Source organism: Blastomonas sp. CCH1-A6 (assembly GCF_001556365.1).
Taxonomy (GTDB): domain Bacteria; phylum Pseudomonadota; class Alphaproteobacteria; order Sphingomonadales; family Sphingomonadaceae; genus Blastomonas; species Blastomonas ursincola.
The window spans coordinates 1-5685 of the sequence record NZ_LSIS01000097.1; the positions used below are offsets into that span (position 1 = coordinate 1).

A 5685-nucleotide genomic window follows, 5' to 3' on the forward strand; every position below is an offset into this window, starting at 1 on the left:
AATATGCTGCTCTCGCGCTCGATCTGGCGCGCAGGCGGTTGACTTGAAGGTCATCTGACGCTAACCGCCCCGTTCTTCTAGCAAACCTATTGCATCAGGATTCTTTATCATGTCGCGCATCTGCGAACTGACCGGCAAGGGCCGGATGGTGGGCCACAATGTGTCTCACGCCAACAACAAGACCAAGCGCGTGTTTCTGCCCAACCTGCAGAACGTCACGCTGATGAGCGAAAAGCTCGAGCGCAGCTTCAAGCTCCGCGTGTCGACCGCAGGCCTGCGTTCGGTCGAGCATGTCGGCGGCCTGGACAACTGGCTGCTCAAGACCAGCGAAGACAAGCTGTCGGCCCGCGCCGCCAAGATCAAGCGCGAGCTGCACAAGGCTGCGGCCTGATGGACCGCCAGCGCACCGCGCTTTATGCCGGTGCGCTGGGCCTTGCAGCGTTGGCGAGCCCTGTTTTGGCAGGGACGCGCACGACTGCCGAAGTCCTATACTCCGAAAATCCGCAGGAACGCGCCTTTCAGGAGAGCGCGGGCTATAGTGATGACGTGATCCTGCGCGACGGCACCATCTATCTGTCAGGCGTGGTGGTTGGTCCGACGGCAAACAAGGCTGCGTTCGAGCGCACCTATCGCCGCATCAGCGACATCCTGATGCGCGCAGGCGCGACCTGGGAAGATGTGGTCGAAATCACCAGCTATCACACGGATATAGAGCCGCAAGTTGCGGTTATGTCTGAAGTGCAGAAGCAGTTCATCACCCCGCCCTTTGCTGCCTGGACCGCCGTGCAGGTCACGCGCCTCTATTCACCTGGCGGAGTCACCGAAATCAAGATCGTGGCGAAGAAGGCGGTTCGCTGAGCTCGAACTTGAGCAGCAGGCTGCGCTGCAGCAGCAGATAGTTGTCGTCCGCAATCACCCACAGGATCGTGCGCCGGCCTTCGCGTTCGACCGCAATGCCTTCCATGTTATCGACCGGCAGCGGGGGTTTCAGCGTCGCAATGACGCGGGGGCGCACCAGTGCTTTGGCCGTGACCGTGTTCGTGTCGATCAGCGCTATCTTGGCGCTCACGCCTTCGGCAAGATTGAATCGCCGGTGCAGCGCGATCAGCCGGCCATCGGGCAGCTGTGCGATATCGGTAATGCGATAGCCCTCTGGAGGCTGATAGGCGAACGACACGGCCTTAGCCCCTGTTTCGGCCGGATCGCTCCGGAAGATGAGCCCCACCGTCACGCCGGGACGGATCGAGCGCGATTCGGAAAACACGAGAAACCGGCCGTCACGCAGCCGCACCATCGCCTCTGCCCCGCCGTTGTTCGGCCATTCCTGCATCGCCAGCGGCTTACCGGTCGCCTCGGCGCGCGCGAAGCCCGGCGCATAGCGCCGGATGCGGTGGCGCTGCTCGAACCCCACCCAATATCGGCCCGACACGGGATCGAAGGTCAGGCTTTCCGAATCCTGGTCCTTTTTCGTGCTGGGTTCCCCCTTGCGCACCGGCAGCGGTGCAATGAAGCTGTCCTGCGCCCTGCCTTTGGCCGTGATCGTGAAGCCCGCAAGGATGGCGGCATCGCTCAGCGCGATCAGCCGCCCATTGCCTATAGCATGCAGCGCGGAAAAGCCGCCAAACTCGCTGTTGTCGCTCTGCAGCTCCCAGCCTCCGACAAGCGTCAACGGGCCATTGCCCAGCTGGTGTGGCAGGCGCGGCAGGTCGCGCGGCGTGCGCACGGTAATTTGCTGGCTGTCATTGCCGGGGATCGGCGAATCGGCAACGAACGCACCGGTACCAAGGAAGAACAGCAGCGAGGTGAGCGCGAGAGCGCGCCGCAGCGCGACGCGCCCGCGCGGTTCGGCTTCGATCGGCTCCACCGCCCGGTCCTCCCCGTCACTCGGCAGCGAGCGGCCCTTCATTGAACTGCAGCGCCGAAAGCCGCGCATACAGGCCATTGCGCGCCGAAAGCTGGTCGTGCGTGCCTTCCTCGACGATACCACCATCGCTCATCACGACGATGCGGTCAGCTGAACGGATGGTCGCGAGCCGGTGCGCGATGACCAGCGTCGTGCGGCCCTGCATCAGATGCTCGAGCGCATTCTGCACTAGCTTCTCGCTCTCGGCATCGAGCGCCGAGGTCGCCTCGTCAAGCAGCAGGATCGGCGCGTTGCGCAAGAGCGCCCGCGCGATCGAGATACGCTGGCGCTGACCGCCCGAAAGCCGTGCCCCGCCCTCGCCCAGATAGCTGTCGAGCCCCTCAGGCAGCTTGCGCAGGAATTCCTCGGCATTGGCCGCGCGCGCCGCTTCCCAGATCTGCTCGTCACTCGCTGCCCAGTTGCCGTAGCGCAGATTGTCGCGTGCGCTGGCGGCGAAAAGCACGCTGTCCTGCGGCACGAAGGCCATCCGCTGGCGGATCTCCTTCGGGTCGGCAGACGACAGCGCCACGCCATCGATCCGCACCGATCCGGCCTGCGGATCGTAGAACCTCTGGGCGAGCTGGAACAGGGTCGACTTGCCAGCACCCGAAGGCCCGACGATCGCGACGGTTTCGCCCGGCGAGACCTGGAGCGAGAAATCCTTGAGCGCCAGCGTTTCGGGCCGGGTGGGATAGGCAAAGCTCACATTCTGGAAGCTCAGCTGGCCGCGCGGGGGCACCGGCAGCACGATAGGATTGGCCGGAGCCCGGATTTCAGGCTGCTCGTTGAGCAGCTCGTTGAGCCGTCCGGCGGCCCCGCCTGCACGCAGCAGGTCGCCATACACCTCGGTCAGCGCGCCGAAGGCGCCGGCGACCAGACCGCCGGTCAGCACGAACGCGGCAATGTCGCCGCCCGAGAGCCGCCCCTCGATCACGTCGATCGCGCCCTGCCACATGATCGCGGTGATCGCGCCGAAGATCAGCGTGATGACGACGGCGGTGAGGCTGGCGCGCAGCGTGATGCGGCGGCGCGCGGTGGCAAAGGTCGTTTCCACCGCCTCGCCGAAACGCGCGGCCTCGCGCGCTTCCTGGCCGAACGCCTGGACGATCTTCATCGCGCCAAGCACCTCGGTTGTGGTCGCGCCGACATTCGCGACGCGGTCCTGGCTCGAGCGTGCGACCTTTTCGAGCCGACGACCGATGAACACGATCGGCAGCACGACCAGCGGGATGCCGAGCAGCAGCATGCCGGTCAGCTTGGGCGCGAGCGAGAACAGATAGACGATGCCGCCAATGCCCACGACCAGATTGCGCAGCGCGACCGAGACCGTGGTACCGACCACCTGCTCGACGATCGCGGTGTCCGAGGTCATGCGCGAGGCGATTTCCGACGGCCGGTTGGTTTCGAAGAATGACGGGGCAAGGCCCAGCAGATTCCGCTGCACCGCAAGGCGGATATCGGCCACCACCCGCTCCCCGAGCCAGGACACGAAGTAGAAGCGCAGCGCCGTGGAAACGCCCAGGATCACGGTGATCATGAACAGATAGCGGAACCAGCGGCCGATATCCTCGGTGCTGCCGCCATCGCCGCCAAAGCCGCGATCGATGACAAGCTTGAAGCCTGCGGGAATGGCGAGCGTCGCGCCAGCAGCCACCGTCAGCGCGAGCAGCGCGAAGGCGATCTGGCGCGGATAGGCAGCCGCAAACTGGGCGAGCATCGCAAGATTGCCCAGCTGGCGAGGATTGCCGCGCTTGCCCTTGCCGCTATCCGCAAGGTCTGCGACCGGTTCGTCGATGCCCGCAGGGTCGTTTGCAGCCGCCGCAGCTACCGCTGGATTGTGTGTTTCCGCCATGGCTGTGCGCCTAGCAGGCCATCCGGCTGCACTCAATGTTTTTGGGTTGCCCGCCACCGGCAACGTCACCGTTTCGGGACGTCAGATTTACATCTGCCTAAACGCCTGTAACCGATTGATTAACCCGTGCATGCGATGCTTTTTACCGGCAACCACGCACGCCGCACCTGCGTTAATCGCTTGTATTTTCGGTGGTGCAGCGCAACATTGGCAGGTGAGAGGCCGCCGGAAAGAGCCGCACCAAGCGGACACGGCGGTTTGCAGGGGAATTTGATGCTTTACCACGCCTATGAACTTCAACGCTCGTTCCTTTCGAGCGCCAGCGCCATCGCGACGATCGGCGCGAACATGCTGAATAGCCCGCTCAACCCAATGACCTTCTTTGGCGGCGAACCGATCATGGCCTCCGCGCTCGAGGTGTTTGCGCACGCCTCCGCGCCCTATGGCAAGCCTGCCTTCGGGATCACCAGCGTCGATATCGATGGCGCACCGAGCGCCGTTCAGGAGGACATCGTCCTCAAGCGCCCGTTCGGCGACCTGATCCGTTTCCGCCACGAGAAGCTGGCCAAGGACGCCCCCCGCCTGCTGATCGTCGCGCCGATGTCGGGCCATTATGCTACGCTGCTGCGCGGAACGGTCGCGCGGATGATCCCTCGCCATGAAGTGTATATCACCGACTGGGCCGATGCGCGCGACGTGCCGCTGAAGGAAGGCCGGTTCGACCTCGACGATTATATCGACTATCTGATCGGCTTTCTCGAGCATGTCGGCCCCGGCGCGCACATGCTCGCGGTGTGCCAGCCTTCGGTGCCGTGCTTTGCCGCCGCTGCGCTGATGTCGGCCGACCAGCATCCGTGCCGGCCGAAGACGCTGACGATGATGGGCGGGCCGATCGACACCCGCGAGGCGCCCACGGCGGTCAACACCATGGCGACGCAGCGCCCGCTCGCCTGGTTCGAGCACAACGTGATCGCGAAGGTGCCCTTCCAGTACAAGGGCGCGGGCCGCAAGGTCTATCCCGGCTTCATGCAGCTGACCGGCTTCATGACGATGAACCTGGGCAACCACATGATGAGCCACTGGGAGATGTTCAAGCATCTGGTCAACGGCGATGGCGAAAGCGCCGATGCCACCAAGGACTTCTACGACGAATATCGTTCGGTCTGCGACATGACCGCCGAATTCTACCTGCAGACGGTCGAGAACGTGTTCCAGACGCATTCGCTGCCCAAGGGCGAGTTCATGCACCGGGGCAAGCGGATCGATCCGGGCGCGATCACCGACATCGCCTTGCTGGCGATCGAGGGCGAACGCGACGATATCAGCGGACTTGGCCAGACCCGCGCGGCTCTGACGCTGACGCCCAAGCTGCCCAAGGCGAAGAAGAAATATCTGATGGCCGAAAGCGTCGGCCATTACGGAATCTTCAACGGCAGCAAGTGGCGCGAGCGGATCGCGCCAGTGGTCGAGGACTGGATTGCGAGCCACGATTGATCGCATGATCGGACCGGGAGCGGCGTTTCGGACTTGCCGCCCCGGCCCCCGGCCCTTATCGCCGCGACCATGATCAAGTTGAAGACCGTGCGCGTCGAGCGCTTTGCCGTTGACGGCAGTTTCATCATCAGCCGCGGCGCCAAGACCGATGTCGACGTCGTCTATTGCGAAGTCACCGATGGCACGCATGTCGGCTGCGGCGAGGGCACGCCCATCTATTACGAGGGCGAAACGGCGGACCTATGCGCCGAAGCCATCGACATGCGCGCGAAGCAGAACCGCCCGCTGACGCGCGAGGACCTGCTCAAGACGATGATGGAAGGCGCAGCGCGCAACGCGCTGGATGCCGCGCTTTGGGACCTCGAGGTTCAGGCGACCGGCAAGCCGCTCTGGCAGCTGGCGGGCCTGCCCCAGCCCAAGCCGCTGGTCACCGCCT

5 protein-coding genes and 1 pseudogene are annotated in these 5685 nt (G+C 64.3%); 4 read left to right on the forward strand and 2 right to left on the reverse strand.

What is annotated here, in order from left to right; all coding sequences use genetic code 11:
• Positions 1–109: 109 nt before the first annotated feature.
• Both rpmB and AX735_RS04400 read left to right on the forward strand, forming a co-directional pair.
• Positions 110–391, forward strand: coding sequence for a 50S ribosomal protein L28 (gene rpmB / locus AX735_RS04395; protein WP_023838203.1), 282 nt, complete (start codon positions 110–112; stop codon positions 389–391).
• Positions 391–858, forward strand: a complete 468-nt coding sequence (locus tag AX735_RS04400; RefSeq protein ID WP_066276178.1) for a Rid family hydrolase — start codon at positions 391–393, stop codon at positions 856–858. Before rpmB ends, AX735_RS04400 begins: the two co-directional genes overlap by 1 nt.
• Here the strand turns inward: AX735_RS04400 and AX735_RS04405 are convergent.
• Positions 827–1906 (reverse strand): esterase-like activity of phytase family protein, encoded by a 1080-nt coding sequence (locus AX735_RS04405; protein WP_066276181.1) that lies wholly within the window; start codon positions 1904–1906, stop codon positions 827–829. The two genes, AX735_RS04400 and AX735_RS04405, sit on opposite strands and share 32 nt — an antisense overlap.
• A complete protein-coding gene (locus tag AX735_RS04410) occupies positions 1881–3755 on the reverse strand; it encodes an ABC transporter transmembrane domain-containing protein (protein ID WP_137775758.1) in 1875 nt (624 codons plus the stop codon). The genes AX735_RS04405 and AX735_RS04410 overlap by 26 nt, the downstream gene beginning before the upstream one ends.
• A gap of 273 nt (positions 3756–4028) precedes the next feature.
• Here AX735_RS04410 and AX735_RS04415 point away from each other — a divergent pair, with 273 nt between their 5' ends.
• Together AX735_RS04415 and AX735_RS04420 are read left to right on the forward strand one after the other, a co-directional pair.
• On the forward strand, positions 4029–5249 hold the full coding sequence (locus AX735_RS04415) for a polyhydroxyalkanoate depolymerase (protein ID WP_066276189.1): 1221 nt from the start codon (positions 4029–4031) through the stop codon (positions 5247–5249).
• Between the two features lie 69 nt (positions 5250–5318).
• Positions 5319–5685: pseudogene (locus tag AX735_RS04420) on the forward strand (dipeptide epimerase); the annotation flags it as partial.

What these genes read in the sequence shown, in the direction of transcription:
- AX735_RS04410 (WP_137775758.1), bottom strand. Translation starts at nt 3,755, where the DNA reads ATGGCGGAAACACACAATCCAGCGGTAGCTGCGGCGGCTGCAAACGAC.
- rpmB (WP_023838203.1), top strand. Translation starts at nt 110, where the DNA reads ATGTCGCGCATCTGCGAACTGACCGGCAAGGGCCGGATGGTGGGCCAC.
- AX735_RS04405 (WP_066276181.1), bottom strand. Translation starts at nt 1,906, where the DNA reads ATGAAGGGCCGCTCGCTGCCGAGTGACGGGGAGGACCGGGCGGTGGAG.
- AX735_RS04415 (WP_066276189.1), top strand. Translation starts at nt 4,029, where the DNA reads ATGCTTTACCACGCCTATGAACTTCAACGCTCGTTCCTTTCGAGCGCC.
- AX735_RS04400 (WP_066276178.1), top strand. Translation starts at nt 391, where the DNA reads ATGGACCGCCAGCGCACCGCGCTTTATGCCGGTGCGCTGGGCCTTGCA.